Source organism: Pseudomonas sp. IT-P395, from assembly GCF_949767675.1.
GTDB lineage: Bacteria > Pseudomonadota > Gammaproteobacteria > Pseudomonadales > Pseudomonadaceae > Aquipseudomonas.
This window is the reverse complement of sequence record NZ_CATKPW010000061.1, coordinates 270,309-286,797: the sequence shown is the minus strand read 5'-3', so window position 1 is coordinate 286,797 and position 16,489 is coordinate 270,309. Positions and strand designations below refer to the sequence as shown.

The 16,489-nt window shown below is 61.6% G+C and carries 11 protein-coding genes; all 11 read right to left on the bottom strand.

All coding sequences use genetic code 11. The features are described from left to right. Positions 1-2,799, bottom strand: a 2,799-nt coding sequence (locus ACM6IN_RS29220) for a hypothetical protein (RefSeq protein WP_414917218.1), incomplete at its 3' end; no start/stop codon positions are given. Positions 2,800-3,158: 359 nt separating this feature from the next. Continuing rightward, complete coding sequence (locus ACM6IN_RS29215; RefSeq protein ID WP_007918172.1) at positions 3,159-3,917, bottom strand: PIG-L deacetylase family protein; 759 nt, start codon at positions 3,915-3,917, stop codon at positions 3,159-3,161. A 156-nt stretch (positions 3,918-4,073) separates the two neighbouring features. Next, entirely contained in the window at positions 4,074-4,760 is a 687-nt protein-coding gene (locus ACM6IN_RS29210) for a glycosyltransferase (RefSeq protein WP_414917217.1), read from the bottom strand. Then, on the bottom strand, positions 4,757-5,356 hold the full coding sequence (locus ACM6IN_RS29205; RefSeq protein WP_095112075.1) for an SAM-dependent methyltransferase: 600 nt from the start codon (positions 5,354-5,356) through the stop codon (positions 4,757-4,759). Before ACM6IN_RS29205 ends, ACM6IN_RS29210 begins: the two co-directional genes overlap by 4 nt. After that, a complete protein-coding gene (locus tag ACM6IN_RS29200; RefSeq protein WP_007918166.1) occupies positions 5,353-6,111 on the bottom strand; it encodes a PIG-L deacetylase family protein in 759 nt (252 codons plus the stop codon). The genes ACM6IN_RS29205 and ACM6IN_RS29200 overlap by 4 nt, the downstream gene beginning before the upstream one ends. Then, positions 6,108-7,106, bottom strand: a complete 999-nt coding sequence (locus ACM6IN_RS29195) for an acyl-CoA dehydrogenase family protein (RefSeq protein WP_007918164.1) — start codon at positions 7,104-7,106, stop codon at positions 6,108-6,110. Before ACM6IN_RS29195 ends, ACM6IN_RS29200 begins: the two co-directional genes overlap by 4 nt. 1 nt (position 7,107) lies before the next feature. Further along, on the bottom strand, positions 7,108-9,267 hold the full coding sequence (glgX, locus tag ACM6IN_RS29190; protein WP_007918157.1) for a glycogen debranching protein GlgX: 2,160 nt from the start codon (positions 9,265-9,267) through the stop codon (positions 7,108-7,110). A gap of 224 nt (positions 9,268-9,491) precedes the next feature. Then, the gene (locus ACM6IN_RS29185; RefSeq protein ID WP_095112077.1) at positions 9,492-9,806 is read right to left on the bottom strand and encodes a DUF2934 domain-containing protein; all 315 of its coding nucleotides are present in this window, start codon (positions 9,804-9,806) and stop codon (positions 9,492-9,494) included. A 21-nt stretch (positions 9,807-9,827) separates the two neighbouring features. Beyond that, on the bottom strand, positions 9,828-12,602 hold the full coding sequence (locus ACM6IN_RS29180; protein ID WP_414917216.1) for a malto-oligosyltrehalose synthase: 2,775 nt from the start codon (positions 12,600-12,602) through the stop codon (positions 9,828-9,830). Then, positions 12,599-14,677: a 4-alpha-glucanotransferase gene (malQ, locus tag ACM6IN_RS29175; RefSeq protein ID WP_414917215.1), complete on the bottom strand. Its 2,079-nt coding sequence runs from the start codon at positions 14,675-14,677 to the stop codon at positions 12,599-12,601. Before malQ ends, ACM6IN_RS29180 begins: the two co-directional genes overlap by 4 nt. Beyond that, on the bottom strand, positions 14,674-16,476 hold the full coding sequence (gene treZ / locus ACM6IN_RS29170) for a malto-oligosyltrehalose trehalohydrolase (protein ID WP_414917214.1): 1,803 nt from the start codon (positions 16,474-16,476) through the stop codon (positions 14,674-14,676). The genes malQ and treZ overlap by 4 nt, the downstream gene beginning before the upstream one ends. Positions 16,477-16,489 lie beyond the last annotated feature (13 nt).

Genomic DNA, 16,489 nt, shown 5'->3' with positions numbered 1-16,489 from the left:
ACGTGGACTGGCCGTGCCGGTGACGGTGACGCTGGTATCAAAGGTAATCCCGCCGGGCGCGATTGTGCCTTTGGAGTCGGTGATGTTGCTGATGGCGGGGGTCACGGTTTGCGCGACGGTAAAGCTGCGCACCGCCGACTCCGGTTGTACACCGTAGAGTGCTTTGGCCTTGATAGGGTGAGCGACCGGGCTTAGTCCACTGATCACTCTGCTCCAGCCGCCATTGGCATCGACTGGCACGACTGGCGTTAGCGCCGTGTTGCCGTCATAGAGCTGCACGGTCTGGCCTTGACTGGCCGTGCCGGTGACGGTGACGCTGGTATCAAAGGTAATTCCGCCGGGCGCGATTGTGCCTTTGGAGTCGGTGATGTTGCTGATGGCGGGGGTCACGGTTTGCGCGACGGTAAAGCTGCGCACTGCCGACTCCGGTTGGGCACCGTAGAGTGCTTTGGCCTTGATAGGGTGCGCGACCGGGCTTAGTCCACTGATCACTCTGCTCCAGCCGCCATTGGCATCGACTGGCACGACTGGCGTCAGCGCCGTGTTGCCGTCGTAGAGCTGCACGGTCTGGCCTTGACTGGCCGTGCCGGTGACGGTGACGCTGGTATCAAAAGTAATCCCGCCGGGCGCGATTGTGCCTTTGGAGTCGGTGATGTTGCTGATAGCGGGGGTCACGGTTTGCGCGACGGTAAAGCTGCGCACCGCCGACTCCGGTTGTGCACCGTAGAGTGCTTTGGCCTTGATAGGGTGCGCGACTGGACTCAGTCCGCTGATCAATCTGCTCCAGTTGCCATCGGCGTCGACCGGCACGTCCGGTGTCAGCGCGGTGTTGCCGTCGTAGAGCTGCACGGTCTGGTCTTGACTGGCCGTGCCGGTGACGGTGACGCTGGTATCAAAGGTAATCCCGCCGGGCGCGATTGTGCCTTTGGAGTCGGTGATGTCGGTGAGGGTGGGCGATATCCACCCAGCCACCCGTAAATCTAATGCAGCAGAGTATTCATTCCGCTGCGTGGCGGTCCGCCACAATGTATAGAGCACCCTAACGCTATTTCCGATGTTGGCCGTCACGAATTTTACGTCCACCGGAAAACGCACAGGTTGACCTTCGGTCACGGTGGTAATGGGCAGCCAGTCACTGGTGCTGGCGAATGGGTTGGGACTGCGCCAGTAATAAGTAAGAACATCCCCCTTCAGGGGCTTCGCCTCGCTGATCCACACATGCACTCTCTCGAACACCTTGGACGGATCCAGCACATCCCCCGGCGGATCGGCCTCTTCCACTTCGGGGGCCGGCAGTGTCGCGCGGATCTTCCCGACCTTGGCCAGCAACCGCTCGGACTCTCTGATGGCGAGGAGGCCAGGTGCATCGTTCGCGACCACGTAAGAAAGGTCGAGCGTGCCGTTATCAAGCACACTGATGTGCTCGGCGTTGATGTCGAACGTGACCAGGCCTTCCTTGGCTTCGTTGTCGCTGACTATATGGGAAACCTCATGCAGATAGGCGTCGCCGTTGGACTTGATGCCGTTCCATCTCAGGCAGATCAGGTCGCCATTTTTCATCGCGTAGCGCACGTCGACCGTGGCGTAAGGCTGGTCCGGTTCGAGGGTATCGCCGAGCAGTTCGCGGATGCTCGGCTCGGGGAGCATGTTGACGTCGCCTTCTACCCCGGCAAGAGCGCGCCGGGAAGAGATCGGGTCGCCCCCGTCCTTTTTGTAGAGAATATAAGACGCATCGGCGCGCCCTTGGGCGATAGCCCTGATCAACTCATAGGGCACTTCGATTTCCAGCACTGAAGGGACGTTATCGATGTCGCGGGTTTCGCTGCAGATGAGCGGTTCCGCGTTATACGGCGGCGTGCCGATAAAGGTCATTTTCACGCTGTCGCCCACGCCGAAGTACTGGCTGCTGACATGGATCTGAATCGTCACCGGCTGCTTGTTCAAATCCCTGATAGTAATCACGCCGTTGAGGGCTTCCCTGATGATCGGTGCCTCCAGTCGCCAGCCGCCCGCGTCCACGTCGATGTAGGTGCGTTGAGAGTGGCGGTCGGCCCAATTCCCGACTTCGTCAATGATGTCGTATTTGACTACCAGTCTGAGACCGTCGCCGGCGCCGAGAATGGCGTCCTGATCAATCAGGATTTCGATCGGCTGCTGGCCTTCGGCTTGCTCCGGCGTGATGCGGTGCGCAGGAATCAGGTATTCGCCCAGCTGTAAACGCACCTTGTCGTTGCGTGTGCAATACACATAATGAGGGATGGTGGCCAGTACCCCTTTTTTGGCCCATTCGGCGTCTATCACGCCTTGTTCGACCAGTTCGGGTGGCAGTTGCACGATGTTCAGTTCTGAATGGCCGTCCTCGTCATTCGGATGCCTGTCAAAGTTACCCGGCTTGTATAGCTTGACCCATATCCGCAAGGCCACCGAGGGCGGATCGGCTTCGGTCTCGCCTTTGCGTGTCAGCACATAGTGGCAGTTTTCAAGCCACCCCGACTCGACAGGCGTCGGCAGATAAAAGAACACCCGCTGGTTGACTTCGTCGGCCTCCACGAATCGTTCGCGCACTCTCGTGCCGTTGCAATAAATCTCGAGTTTGTCACCCTCGCTCATGGTAGGCAGATAAGGATTGATGACGCACAGCACGCCGTCGGGGTCATCGGTGGCGATCTGGATGTTGATCCCGCCATCGCCATCTTGCACCGGCTCGACCATCCCCGGAATCAGCAGGGGACGCAGCACCGTCAGTGGGTTGTTGCCTCCCGTCAGGGGAGGGAAGCGGAAACGCTTGTGAGAAGGCATCAGGCAAGTCCTCTTGAAGAGCATTCAGGCGCTTTTTGATGACGACCGGTGCGGACAAACTCAGTGCGAGTCGAGGTGGATTCAGGCTTGGGGTCGTTGACAAACACGGCAATGCACTCCGGTCGGGTGATGGAGTGATTGAACCTGTATTGATGGGTTAGCGCACCTGTCAGATCTGACAGGTGCGCACTGAAAATCGACGAACGGCTTAAGAGGGGTGGCACGAATTTCTGGCGGTGAATTGCGAGAAAATGCACCCGCGCCAGCAGGATGTCAGTCGACCTTCACGCTGAAGGTTCTGGCGCTTTCATCAACAAGCCCATAGGTAGTGCGAGATGTACTCCCTGAACTCGTTGAGTTCAGACAAACACGATTTCATACGGCAAGCGCATCCGCTCCAGGATCACCGGCGGCAGCATCGGCGCAATGCCGATCGCCGGTTCGCCGTTGAGCTGGCTGGCGTAGGCGTGGGTGGCGTGGCTCTTGCGCGCGACGGTCCAGGTGTCGAGGCGCAGTTTGCGCGCGCGCTCCCAAGGGATCAGTTGCTGGTCGCGTTCGGGCCAGTGCCAGGCCCAGACCGGTACATCATGGAAGATCGCACCGGCCTGTTCAGCCGCTTGCGCACTGGCCCGGCCCACCGCTTCGTGGTCGTCGTTGCCATCGCCGCGCCAGGTGCTGAACACCACGTCGCCGGGGCGCAGGTAGCGGCCGATGAACTCGGTCACTTGCGCCTGCTGGTCGCACAGGGCGTTATCGGTGAAGCCGCCACGCACCCATTTCAGGCTGTGCATTGGCAGGCCGAGGCGGCGCAGGGCTTCGACGCTTTCCTGTGGGCGAAATACGCTCAGGCGTTTTTCCGACCACTGCCGCGAGCCGGGGTGGCTGGCACTGCCGTCAGTGATCGAGAGCAGTTGCAGCGGATGACCGAGGCTGGACAGTAATTGCAGCAGTCCGCCGCAGGTGACCACTTCATCGCCGGGATGCGGCGCGATGACCACGGCGCGGGCACCATCGGGCACCAGGCTGCGAGTATTGATGACGGGAATGTTGTCCAGTTGTGCGGCGCTGTTCCATATTTGCGCCGGCAGGCTGCTGTCGCTGAGGGATAACGTTTTCATGGTCTGACGTCCTTGTGTTGTCTCGCCCTCAGTCGTGTGCGTGGCAGTGATTGCCAGACGCCACCGACCCGTGAAGGCTGGTTGAATGCCGTGCGACGCTCCGAACCCTGGATTGCCGCGCAGCAGAGTATTGCTCATGAAGCCAGATCCGTCGCGTCACAGATCAATCTGATCCGCTTTTTTTTGCTCCATCTGTGCCAGATTTCGCAGATAGTCACCAAAGCCACCACGAGCACGGCTGTCGAACCGCGCGCTGGTGAGCACTTGCGGGCGATGACTCCAGGCGATGTTGGCACCGTCCCGTTCCAGCTCCCGTACCAACTGCACATCTTCATCGCAGGCCAACGGTTTAAAGCCTCCGGCCCAGCGATAGGCGTCGGCGCTGATGCCCAGATTCGCGCCGTGAATGTGCCGATGGCCATCACAGGCCCGGTAATGCCGGTGATAGCGGATTTGCGCCGCGGCATCGAACGACTCGTGCCAGCGTTCGACGGTGACGGTACCGCATACCGCGTCGGCCCCCAAGCCCAGCTGGGCGACCAGCCAGTCGTCGGCGACCCGACTGTCGGCGTCCGAGCAGGAGATCCAGCGAGCGCCGCGTTCCAGCAACAGCTGTGCGCCGGCCGCCCGGGCCTGGCCGACATTGCGTGCATCGATGTGCAGGCTCAGCACCGGATAGCGGCTGACAATCTGCGCCGAGCGGTCGGTGCAGCTGTCGAGTACCACCAACACTTCAACCTTTTCGCCCGCCAGCAAACCGTGGCGGCTAGCGCGCATGGCCGCGTTCAGGCATTCGTCGAGCAAGTCTTCCTCGTTGTGCGCCGGGATCAGAATGCCGATCATCGCAATCCCTCCAGTGCCGCCACCGAGCGCGGCTCGCGGCTCCACACCTCAAGGATAAAATCCGCTTCCTGATGCAGCGCCACTCGCGGCAGATGCAATTTTTCGTGGATCAGGTCATGAACCTGCCGCGCGTTCAGCGGGCAGCCATCGATGGGCGGACGCCAGTGACAGGCGAGGAACTGGCCGTCGGCAGTCAGGCAATCACTGGCCCGACGGATCACTTCTGTCAGATCTTCGCCATCGAGGTAGTAGCCGATCTCGCTAAATACGATCAGGTCGAATTTTTCCTCCGGCCAGTCGCCGGGAAGACGGTTTTGCCGCACTTCGGCATGATCGAACAGACTCAAACGCGTGCGCGCCAAGGTCACCGCCGCACTGGCGGTGTCGCAGCACAGCAGGCGATCACAGCGGCTGGCCAGTTCGGCGCTCAACTCGCCGTTGGCGCAGCCCGGTTCGAAGATTGCCCGGTAGTGCGGACGCGGCAGGGCAGCGAGAGTGATCGCGCGTTTGCGCTGCTCGTACCAGCGCTCACGGAACGCCCACGGGTCGTCATTGCCGGCAAACAGGCCATCGAAGTAGCGATCTTCGACACTCATAGAAACACCACTTCGAAGGGCTGTAGGAGGCGATCGAGCACATACGGCGCGAGCACCGGACCGAGTCCGGCGTCAGGATCGCCCTCCAGTTGACTGGCGAAGGCATGTACCGCGTGGCGCTTGCGCGCAACTTGCGCCGGCGTCAGGAGAATCTTGCGTGCGCGTTGCCACGGGACAAAGGCGTCTTCCGGGGTTGCCCAGTGCCAGGTCCACACCGGCAATTCATGGCAACTAGCACCGACGCGGCGGGCAGCTTCGGCACTGGCGCGGCCGACGGCTTCGTGGTCGCAATGACCGTCTTCACTCCACGTGGTGAACAGCACGTCATCGGGGCGCAGATGACGCTCGATGAAATTGACCAACTCTGCTTCCTGAGCGGCCACCTGGGTGTCGCTGAAGCCACCGCGCAGCCACTTCACGCGATGCATCGGCAAACCGAGGCGGCGTAACGCTTCGGCAGACTCCTGCGGGCGCACCACGCTCAGACGTTCGACCGGCCAACGACTGGAACCGGGGTGACTGGCGCTGCCGTCGGTGACTGAAATCAGCTGCAGAGGCCGTCCAGCAGCCGCGAGCAATTGCAGCAAACCGCCACAACCCAGCACTTCGTCGTCCGGGTGCGGCGCGATAATCACCGCCCGTGCGCCGGGTGGCACCAGACTGAGGATGTCGATGCTGTCCAGTTCCGCCAGATGCCGCGAAGCCTGCCATTGATGCAGGCTCGTACCCTGACCGACAATCGGATTGGTTTTCATAGCGCCCATGCCTCCGCGGATTGCCCGGCAACCATTTTCCCGAGCGCAGCCAGATCACGTTCGGCGTGACTCTGACGCAGGAACACCGGCAGGTCGGCGCTGAGCCGGGCAAAGTGCCGATCCTTGCAAAACGGCCCGGCGCCGAGGGCGCGACCGACCTCTCGCTGCACCTGTTCCGCCGACTGCTCGACCACCGCGCGGGCACGACGGGCGAGCAGTTCGGCGTTGTCCTCGGGGTGTGCATCGATGTGCAGGGCGCTGAAACGCAGGACATCGGCGGCCGCCTGCAAGGCACTGTCGACCGCGCCGAGATGGGCGAGGGCGTGCGGCTCCGGGCGTTGCTCACACTGTGCGCGCAACGCTTCGGCAATTTGCCTTGCGGCGCCGTACCAGCACGCCGCAATACCGATCCCGCCTTGCCAGAAACCCGGTCGTTGCAGATAGTCGCCGGGATTGCCGATGGCCTGTGCTTCGGCGCCGTCGAACAGCACCTCCACGCTGCCAGTGGCGGCCATGCCCACGGCTTGCCAGCCTTGCTCGGTGACGGTCACGCCCGGTTGGTCGAGGGCGACGGCCACCAGTTGTTGCTGGTCATCGGCATCCCACGCGGTGAGCAAGGCGTGGCTGAGCACGGCGGCCCCGGAGCACCACGCCTTGCGCCCGTGCAGCGCGACCATGTGCCCGGCCGGGCTGACCTTGACCCGCGCCTGCGGCGGTTCCGCCGCCCACATGCCCCACGTACTGCCCGGTGTCGGCGAACCGCCCAATTGCTCGATGATCGCCAGTGCGTCGGTATGGCCTTCGAACAGTTTGCACAAACCGAGGTCATGCCCAGCGACCTCAGCCAGACACTGAAAACGTTCCAGCGTGCGGCCACTGCCCGGCAACGGCAAACGATCCAGCCCGGCCTCGACCAGCGCCCGCAGACAATTGCCGAGCGCTACGGTGTGCGGATAATCCGCCGGACGCCGGGCGAGATAACGGTGCAGGTCCATATCAGTCTTCTTCATCACGTTGCAGTTCGAACAGCAGCAGCGAGCGCCCGGTGACCGAGTATTCGTGGCCGAAATCGAAGCGTTCCTGACCGCGAATCGACGGCTGATTGGTGTCGATCATGCAAGTCCAGAAGCTGCCTTCCGGCACTTCCGGCAAGGTGAAATTAACGATGTCGTGGTGGGCGTTGACCACCAGCAGCAGCGTCGCATCCGCACCCTTGCGGCGAATCCCGGTTTCCTGCGCGCGGCCGTCGAGCAACATGCCCAGGCAGCGGTTGTGCGCATCGTGCCAATGCTCGGTGGTCATCTCGGTGGCGTCGGGTGCCAGCCAGGTGACGTCCTTGACGCCGATGTCCTCGTTGTACTCACCAACCAGAAAGCGGCCGCGACGCAGGATCGGATAAGCCAGACGCAACTTGATCAGGCGCTTGACGAATTTCAGCAACGCCTTGCCGTCCTCGCTCAGGTCCCAGTTGACCCAACCGATCTCGCTGTCCTGGCAATAAGCGTTGTTGTTGCCGTCCTGGGTACGGGCGAATTCATCACCGGCGACGATCATCGGCGTGCCTTGAGCGAGCAGCAGGGTGGCGAAGAAATTGCGCATCTGCCGATGGCGCAGGGCATTGATTTCGGGATCGTCGGTCGGGCCTTCTACGCCATGGTTCCACGACAGGTTGTTGTTGCTGCCGTCCTGATTGTTTTCGTCGTTGGCTTCGTTGTGCTTGTCGTTGTACGACACCAGGTCGTTGAGGGTGAAGCCGTCGTGGGCGGTGATGAAATTCACCGACGAGTACGGCCGCCGTCCGCGCTGGTTGAACATCTCGCCGGAGGCGGTCATGCGACTGGCGAAGTCGGCAACCTGGCCGTCGTCACCTTTCCAGAACGCGCGCACGGTGTCGCGGAACTTGTCGTTCCATTCGACCCAGCCCGGCGGGAAGTTGCCCACCTGATAGCCGCCGGGGCCGCAGTCCCACGGCTCGGCGATCATTTTCACCTGACGCAGCACCGGGTCCTGACGGCAAGCGACGAGGAAGCTGTGACGCTCGTCGAAACCATCGTGATAGCGGCCGAGAATAGTCGCCAAGTCGAAACGGAAGCCGTCGACGTGCATCTCGCTGGCCCAGTAACGCAGCGAGTCGGTGACCATTTGCAGCACGCACGGATGGCTCAGGTCCAGCGTGTTGCCGGTGCCGGAATCGTTGATATAGAAGCGCTTGTCGTCCGGCATCAAACGGTAGTACGAGGCGTTGTCGATGCCGCGCATCGACAGGGTCGGACCTTGTTCGTTGCCCTCGGCGGTGTGGTTGTAGACCACATCGAGAATCACTTCGAGATTGGCTTCGTGCAGGTGCGCAACCATCTCCTTGAACTCGGCGATCTTGCCGCTGGCCAGATAACGCGGGTCCGGGGCGAAGAAGGCGATGCTGTTGTAGCCCCAGTAGTTGGTCATGCCTTTGTGCAGTAGATGCTGGTCATTGACGAAGGCGTGAATCGGCAGCAACTCGACGGTGGACACGCCGAGCTTGCGAATATGTTCGAGCACATCGTCGACCATCAGCCCGGCGAAGGTGCCGCGTACGTTCTCCGGCACCGAAGGGTGACGCATGCTGATGCCGCGCACGTGGGTTTCGTAAATGATGGTTTTGTCCCACGGCACGCTGACGCGATGGTCGTTGCCCCAGGTGTGCGCCGGGTCGATGACTTTGCACTTGGGCACGAACGGCGCGCTGTCGCGCTCATCGAAACTGAGGTCGGCGTCAGGGTGGCCGATGGTGTAGCCGAACAGCGCTTCCGACCATTTCAGTTCGCCGACCAATTGCTTGGCGTACGGGTCGATGAGCAGTTTGTTGTGGTTGAAACGATGACCGTTGGCCGGGTCGTAAGGGCCGTAAACGCGGTAGCCGTAAATCAGCCCCGGGTGCGCATCGGGCAGGTAGCCGTGGTAGATCTCGTCGGTGTATTCCGGCAGTTCGATGCGTTCGAGTTCGACTTCGCCGGCATCGTCGAAGATGCACAGTTCGACCTTGGTGGCGTTGGCGGAAAACAGAGCAAAGTTCACCCCCAGACCATCCCAGGTCGCACCGAGCGGGAAGGGCAGGCCTTCACGGATTCTCGACGGCTCGGCGTGCGCGGTGGGTTCGGCATTCTTTGGACGGGTCATGATTGCTCCTGCAAAACGGGTAATTTCTGGGCTTACACATCCCCCTGTAGGAGTGAGCCTGCTCGCCATAGCGGTCTATCAGGCGACATCGATGCTGAATGTCAGATCGCTATGGCGAGCAGGCTCACTCCTACAGGGGATTGGTGGGTTTCTTGAGGACGAGCGCGTCCTCGGTGGCGAGCGAACCCGCCACACGGTCATTCAGTTCAATCGTCGTTAAAGCGTCAGATCGCCGAAGGCTTCTTCGGCGCCCGAGGCTTTTTCTCAGCGGGCTTTTCACCCGGGGGAATCACTTTTGCAGCGCTGGCCGGTTTGGCTTTGGCCGCAGGTTTTGGCTTGGCGGCTGGGGCCTTGGTCTCACTAGTCTTGCCCGCGGCTTTGCTGCCAGCGGCTTTTGGCGGTTTCTTCGGCGCCAGCGCTTCGGCTTCAGCGAGTTTGCGCGCCATTTCCCAATGGCGCTCCTCGTGCCCTTCAGGCTTGCCTTCCGATTCCCAGATTTGATAGGCGAATTCGCGAATGCGTTTATCGTCGGTACTCATCGCAATGCTCCTGAACTGAACTCATGCTTGTGTTAAGTGTTGGATAAAGAGATTGACCGGGACATCCCCCAGCGCGTCGCTGATATTCAGCTCCCTGTTTTTTGTGACTGCGCTGCTTGAAAAAAGTCCCTTCAGGTTTGTTTCAGAGGCGGCGAACGGTAGAACCACCCGCGTGTCGCCCCAGCGCAGCGCATCGACTTGAGGTACAGCACCGTTTTCCAGCAGCTTTGCGCAACGGATCGGCACGATCACGATGGCCTGCTTGCCCTCGTACTCACGGGCAAACGCGAGCACGTTGTGCGCCTGACTGCCGAGCACTTCCAGGGCCTGGTAGTTGCCACGGCGGAACAGCTCGGCATGCTCGGCACGCAGGTTCAACACCTGGGCGATCAAGGCTTGCTTGATGCGCCCGTCACGCCAGTTCGCCAACAACTCCACAGGTGGCAATGGCTCCTGCAAGGCGTGTTTACGAGCGGCATAATCCACCGGCCGGCGATTGTCCGGATCGACCAGGCTGAAGTCCCAGAACTCATTACCCTGATACAAATCCGGCACCCCCGGCACGGTCATGCGCAGCAAGGTTTGCGCCAAGCCATTGAGGGCGCCGGCAGCGGCGATGCTGTTGACGGTCTTGCTTAGTGCGGCGCGCAGCAGCTCGCCTTCTTCACCGGTGAGGAGTTTTTCGGTGAATGCCTGCGCGGCGTTTTCATAGGCTTCGTTAGGCGCACTCCAACTGCTTTGCAACTTGGCTTCACGCAGGGCTTTCTGTTGCCATTGCCAGATGCGTTTGGCGTAATCGGCGAACCCGGCCTGATCGTCATCGCGCAGTTGCAGCGGCCAACTGCCCAGTAACGCTTGATAGAGGATCAGCTCATCGCCGCTCGACGGCATCTGATCGTCAACGCGCACCGGGCGGGCGAGGGCGCGCCACAGTTCGATCTGCTCGGCGTACCAGTGGCTGCGCTCACTGAGCACGGCCAGACGCGCGCGGGTGTCTTCGCCGCGTTTGTGATCGTGGGTCGCGGTGGCCAGCAAGTTGTCGGGGAACTCGTCCAGCCGTTGCTGATTGACCGCATGAAAGTCGCTGAGCGGGGCGCTGAACTGCTCGGTGTTGTAGCCGACGTCATTGCGTGACAGCAGCACCGCCGAGCGATACAGCGCGGTGTCCTCAACGGCTTTGGCCGCCGCCGGTGAGGTCAGTTGCTGAAAACGCACACAGGCATGTTTGAGGATCTTGCGTGAACGCCCGCGCGGTTTGCGCCGCCATGGCGTGCCACCTAGCCAAGCGGCAACGCAGTCGAGCACCGGCCAATCGGCTTCGCTCAGCGTTTGCCGGGCCCCGTCCATGGCCTGCTGGAAAAACACCTCGTCCTGCTCGGAGCGACCCATGGCGCTGATGTACGTGCGATACACCGGGAAATGCACGATCAGCGCCTGCAACACCCGGCGGATCGCACCCAGCGTCAAATCGCGTGTCATCAGGTCATCGCGGGCGACCTGCAGCAGAGCCTGGGCGACGCTTTCGCAATCACTGGCCAGCGAACCGTTGAGGATCTGCTGACGCGCCAGTTGCGCTTCTTCGATGAATGCGGCCGGGCGTTCGGTGCGCCGTTGCCAGAGATCACCGAGCACGTATTCGCCATCCGGATCATGTTGCAGCAGCGACAACTGGTTCATGAATTCATAACCGGTGGTGCCGTCCACCGCCCAGTCGCGGTGCAGGGTTTCGCCGGCGCCAAGGATCTTCTCGACGTAGATCGGCAAATGCCTGCCCGGTGCCAGCAGATCAACCCGGCGGCGCAGTTTGCGGCAGTAACCACGCGGATCGGCGAGGCCGTCGATGTGGTCGATGCGCAAACCGTCGACCAAGCCTTCGGCGATCAACTGGAAGATTTTGCCGTGGGTGGCTTCGAATACCGCCGGACGTTCGACGCGCAAACCGCCGAGTTGGTTGATATCGAAAAAGCGCCGCCAGTTGATGTCATCCGCCGCCGTGCGCCAGCTCGCCAGGCGATAGCTTTGGCGTTCCAGCAACTGATGCAGTTTGTCGAAGCCTTCTTCGCTGCTCGAATCGTAATGCTTCAGGTTGTTCTGGATCGCTTCGAGGATCTGCGGATCAATCGCCAACTGGCGCAATTCTTCTTTCAGCGGAATCGCCAGCGAATGGGCATCGGTCTGATAGCTGAGGGAACTGAAGCGATCGGCCAGCGCCTTCAACGTTTCCTCGGACCTGAGCAATTCACCGTAATCGTTCGGGCAGATCGGGAAGTGATGGTCGTAATGCTCGACATGGAAACTGCCTGTCTGCGCATTGAACTGCAGTTTCAGCGTGCCTTCCTGCAAGGCCACACCGTAATCGCTGCCAAGAAACGGTAGCAGCAATTGGCCTTCCATCAACGGGTCCGGCGAGTGCCATTGAATGTCGAAGAACTCGCCGTAAGGGCTCAGTCGCCCCCATTCCAGCAGGTCGAGCCACCACGGGTTGTCGTTGCCACCGACGGCCATGTGGTTGGAGACGATGTCGAGGATCAGGCCCATGTTGTGTTCACGCAGGGCGCCGACCAAGCGCCGTAACGCCGGCTCGCCGCCGAGTTCCGGGTTGACCTGCGTCGGGTCGACCACGTCGTAGCCGTGCATCGAGCCGGCCCGCGCCGCGAGCAGCGGGGAGGCATAAATATGGCTGATGCCGAGCCGGGCGAAGTACGGCACCAGTGGCACGGCTTGTTCAAGGGTAAAACCCTTATGAAATTGCAGGCGCAGTGTTGCGCGCAGGGGCTGGATAAGCGCTTGATTCATTGGTCACGCTCGGCAGCCTGAAGACGCGCGCACGCGAGTAGTTCCAGACGTCGCGCCGCATCCGCGCCATCGAGCAGCGCCTCACTGGTGCCGGGCAAGCGCCGTGACCAGTTTGGATGGGTGTCGATGGTGCCCGGCAGATTCGCTTGTTCGTTGATGCCTAGCGCATCTTCCAGCGGCAACAGCACCAGAGGGGCACGGGTGTGTCCGAGGAAACGCACCGCGGCATCGACCACTTGATCGGCCTCGTGGGATTCCTCGCGAAAATTCTGCGGGTCCTGACTCAAGGCGCTGCGCAAACCTTCGCGTTCACGCTGGCGGTGCTGGCGCCATTCGATTTCACCGTTGGCATCGACAAACCCCAAGCGCGCATTCCAGTCGATATCGCGGCCATGCCACCAGCCGTTGAGCGTCGGCAGGTCGTGGGTGCTGGTGGTGGCCAATGCGTTGTCCGGCCAGTCGAGAATCGGCTTGAAGTAAGTGTTGTCCTGCTCGAACAGCAGCACGCGCATGCCGAGCATCGAGCGGGCGATAAGTTTTTCACGCAAGCCATCGGGCACGGTACCGAGGTCTTCACCCAGGACAATCGCTTGATGGCGATGGGATTCAAGGGTCAGTAATCGCAGCAAGTCGTCGACCGGGTAATACAGATAGGCGCCATCGGCAGGTACTGCGCCGTTGGGGATCACCCACAAGCGTTGCAGGCCCATGACATGGTCAATGCGCAGGCCGCCGGCGTGGGCGAAGTTGGCGCGCAGCATGTCGATGAAGGCGCGAAAACCATTGCGGATCAGGCCCTCGGGGGAGAACGCGGAAATGCCCCAACCCTGGCCCGAGCGATTGAGAATGTCCGGCGGTGCGCCCACGGTCAGCGAGGCGAGCAGTTCATCCTGAAAACTCCAGGCCTGACTGCCAGCACCGTCGGCGCCCACCGCCAGATCGGCGATCAGGCCAATGCCCATGCCGGCGCTGCGGGCGGCGGTTTGCGCACGTTCCAGGCAACGGTGGATCAGCCATTGGCAAAAAGCGAAATAGCCAATGCGTTCGGCGTATTCTTCGGCAAACGCTTCGAGCGCTGCACCGCGTGGGTCGTGCCAGTGTTCTGGCCATTGCCGCCAGTCGAGGTTTTCGCCACGGGCGGCGCGCATTTCCTGAATAGCTTCGAAACGGCAGTGATTTTCCAGTGCTTCGCCACCGGCGTGGCGGAAACTGGCGAAGTCCGGGTGCAGCGGGTGGTCACCAGCGATGAAACCTTCGTACAACGCTTGCAAGAGTTTTTGCTTGGCGTCGGCGGCGCTCGGCCAGTCGATCAGTGTCAGGTCTTCCAGTTGCGCGAACTGCTCGGCCAGGCCGGCCGCGTCGATCGCATCACGCAAGGCGCGCTCACCAAGAATGGTCCCGGGTGCCGCGTACAGAGAATTGAGGAACAACCGACTGGATGGCGAATAAGGGCTGTAGCGTCCGGTATCGGCGCTGAACATGGCGTGCAGCGGGCTGATCGCCAGGGCATCGGCGCCGCGCTCACCGGCCACGCGGACCAGATCTTCCAGTGCTTGGGTATCGCCGAAACCGCCGTCGCCGGCGCGGCGCAAGGCATACAGTTGCGCACTCAGGCCCCAGACGCGGGGAATCGGATTATCCACCGCATCGCCGACGCTGAAGCAGCGCTCCGGGGCCACGGCCAGGGTGAAATACTGATCGCTGATGTGCACCTGTTGATAGCCGACCGGGATCAGTCCCGGCAGTATCGCTTCAGAGTCGAGTTTCAGGTTCAGCCGCGAGCCGTCTTCAAGGTGGATTTCACACGGCGTCTCCGGCGCGAAGTACCGCGCCAGATCCACGCCGACCCCGACATCGGCGGTCAACAGCGGCGGCAGGTGGCGGTCTTGTTGAACGGCTTGCAGTTCCAACAGGCTGGCGTCGATTTCCTGCGCCGTGCTGGCCGGGTGGCCGAGGCCGATCAGGACATTGCGCAGCACCGCCGGGGCGACTTTTTGCGGGCGGCCGTTGGCGTCGATCCAGTCGACGGCAAGGCCGGCTCGGCTGGCAAGAATTTCCAGTTGCGCATCGCTCATAGGCGCTCTCCATCCAGAGGTTGCAAAGGGGTTGCGGCCGTGAGGCTGACAAGCGCGCAATACGCGGGCAGTTCGCCCGATTCCGACAGATCGGCGGTGGATGGCTGCTGAAACAACCACACGGCCTCGGTCTGTGGAGGGTTGACCACTGGCGTGTCGCTGAGGTTCAGGTCAATTCGCAGCTCGCTGCCATTGCCCAGCCGCCAGCGTGCGCTGACCGCGCCGTAACCGAGCATATGGGCGCCGAGGGCCTGAGTGCCGGACAGATGGGGAATGATGTATTGATGGCGAAATTGCAGGAGCTTTTGGTACAGCGCGAGGGTTTCCTGCTGTTTTGCGCTGCCGTTGCCGATCAACCTTGGCTGTGAGGCGTGGAAAGTTTTTTCGCCATTCGGATCGGGAATCTGCTCACGTTTGTGCGGGTCGGCAAAGGCGCTGAATGCGGCAAATTCATTGCGCCGGCCCTCACGCACCAACTCGGCCAGTTCGCCGTGGTGACTGGTGAAAAACAGGAATGGCTGCTCGGCGGCAAACTCATCGCCCATGAACATCAGCGGAATCATCGGCGACAGCAGCAACAACACGGTCGCTGCCTGCAAGGCGCGCGGATCGGCCAGATGATGCAGGCGTTCGCCGAACGCGCGGTTGCCGATCTGGTCGTGGTTTTGCAGGAACAGCACAAACGCCGTGGACGGCAGGTGTTCGCTAGGCTCGCCGCGCGGCTCGCCATGGCGGGTGATGTGTCCCTGAAAGACAAACCCCTGACTCAGGCAGCGCACCAATTGTTCGGTGGGTTGCGCGGCGTAATCGGCGTAATAGGCGTCGGTTTCGCCGGTGAGCAGGACGTGCAAGGCGTTATGACCGTCGTCATTCCACTGCGCGTCGTAGTCGTATTCGAGCAGGCTCGACTGGTTGAGTTCGTTTTCCACAGTTAGCCAGACATGCCGGCTCGGGTCGATCTGCGCGCGGATACGCTGGGCCATCTCGGTGAGGAAGTCCGGGTCTTCGATGGCATGCACCGCGTCCAGGCGCAAACCGTCGAAGCGGTATTCGAGCAACCACATCAAGGCGTTTTCGATGAAAAACTCGCGCACTTCGTCGCGACGAAAATCGATCGCCGCGCCCCACGGAGTGTGTTTGTCTTCGCGGAAAAAGCCTTTGGCGTAACGATGCAGGTAATTGCCGTCGGGGCCGAAGTGGTTGTAAACCACGTCGAGAATCACCGCCAGACCATGACCGTGGGCGCTGTCGATCAGGTGTTTGAGTTGTTCCGGCGTGCCGTAGGAGGCTTGCGGGGCGTAGGGCAAAACACCGTCGTAGCCCCAATTGCGTTCGCCGGGGAATTGCGCCAGCGGCATCAGTTCGATGGCGGTGATGCCCAAGCCTGCAAGCCGCGCCAGATGTTGTTCGACTTCAGCGAAACCCCCGAGCGCACCGACGTGCAACTCGTAGATCACCGCTTCGCTCCATGGCCGACCGTGCCAGGCCGTGTGTCGCCATTGATAGGCCAGCGGATCGACCACCACACTGTGGCGGTCAAGGTCGCCGTCCTGTGCCCTGGAGGCCGGGTCGGGCACCTCCAGTTCGCCGTCGATGTTATAGCGGTAGCGGGTGCCCGCCGGACAGCGGGCCTTGATCACAAACCAGCCGTCTACCTGAGGCAGCATCGGCAGCGACTGGCCGCTTTCAAGTTCGACACTCACGTAAAACGCATCCGGCGCCCATAGCGCAAATTGCGTGTGTTCGGCGTCCAGCATGATCGCGCCGTGGGGCCAGGTTTCAGTAGACCGTAACGGCATCGTGGTGAACCTC

What these genes read in the sequence shown, in the direction of transcription:
- treZ (WP_414917214.1), bottom strand. Translation starts at nt 16,476, where the DNA reads ATGCCGTTACGGTCTACTGAAACCTGGCCCCACGGCGCGATCATGCTG.
- ACM6IN_RS29180 (WP_414917216.1), bottom strand. Translation starts at nt 12,602, where the DNA reads ATGAATCAAGCGCTTATCCAGCCCCTGCGCGCAACACTGCGCCTGCAA.
- ACM6IN_RS29195 (WP_007918164.1), bottom strand. Translation starts at nt 7,106, where the DNA reads ATGGACCTGCACCGTTATCTCGCCCGGCGTCCGGCGGATTATCCGCAC.
- ACM6IN_RS29205 (WP_095112075.1), bottom strand. Translation starts at nt 5,356, where the DNA reads ATGAGTGTCGAAGATCGCTACTTCGATGGCCTGTTTGCCGGCAATGAC.
- glgX (WP_007918157.1), bottom strand. Translation starts at nt 9,267, where the DNA reads ATGACCCGTCCAAAGAATGCCGAACCCACCGCGCACGCCGAGCCGTCG.
- ACM6IN_RS29210 (WP_414917217.1), bottom strand. Translation starts at nt 4,760, where the DNA reads ATGATCGGCATTCTGATCCCGGCGCACAACGAGGAAGACTTGCTCGAC.
- ACM6IN_RS29185 (WP_095112077.1), bottom strand. Translation starts at nt 9,806, where the DNA reads ATGAGTACCGACGATAAACGCATTCGCGAATTCGCCTATCAAATCTGG.
- ACM6IN_RS29215 (WP_007918172.1), bottom strand. Translation starts at nt 3,917, where the DNA reads ATGAAAACGTTATCCCTCAGCGACAGCAGCCTGCCGGCGCAAATATGG.
- malQ (WP_414917215.1), bottom strand. Translation starts at nt 14,677, where the DNA reads ATGAGCGATGCGCAACTGGAAATTCTTGCCAGCCGAGCCGGCCTTGCC.
- ACM6IN_RS29200 (WP_007918166.1), bottom strand. Translation starts at nt 6,111, where the DNA reads ATGAAAACCAATCCGATTGTCGGTCAGGGTACGAGCCTGCATCAATGG.